1 rRNA gene is annotated in these 358 nt (G+C 50.0%); it reads left to right on the top strand.

Going from position 1 to position 358, the window contains the following annotated elements:
* Positions 1-358, top strand: a 23S ribosomal RNA gene (locus tag ACTG7L_RS10800); the annotation flags it as partial.

The following is a 358-nucleotide window of genomic DNA, read 5'->3' as shown; positions in this document are numbered from 1 at the left end:
CGTTAATCGGGGCAGGGTGAGTCGGCCCCTAAGGCGAGGCTGAAAAGCGTAGTCGATGGGAAACGGGTTAATATTCCCGTACTTGTAATAGATGCGATGTGGGGACGGAGAAGGTTAGGCAAGCAGCCTGTTGGATGGCTGTTTAAGCGTGTAGGTGGGGGATTTAGGCAAATCCGAATCCCTGATAACACTAAGGCGTGATGACGAGCTCCTAAGGGAGCGAAGTTGTTGATACCACACTTCCAGGAAAAGCCACTAAGCTTCAGTCTATTATAAACCGTACTGAAAACCGACACAGGTGGTCAGGTAGAGAATACTCAGGCGCTTGAGAGAACTCGGGTGAAGGAACTAGGCAAAA

Origin of the sequence: Lonepinella sp. BR2357 (assembly GCF_051851525.1) — a bacterium.
Taxonomy (GTDB): domain Bacteria; phylum Pseudomonadota; class Gammaproteobacteria; order Enterobacterales; family Pasteurellaceae; genus Lonepinella.
The sequence above is the reverse complement of the archived record's forward strand: the minus strand, read 5'-3'. Positions and strand labels throughout refer to the sequence as shown.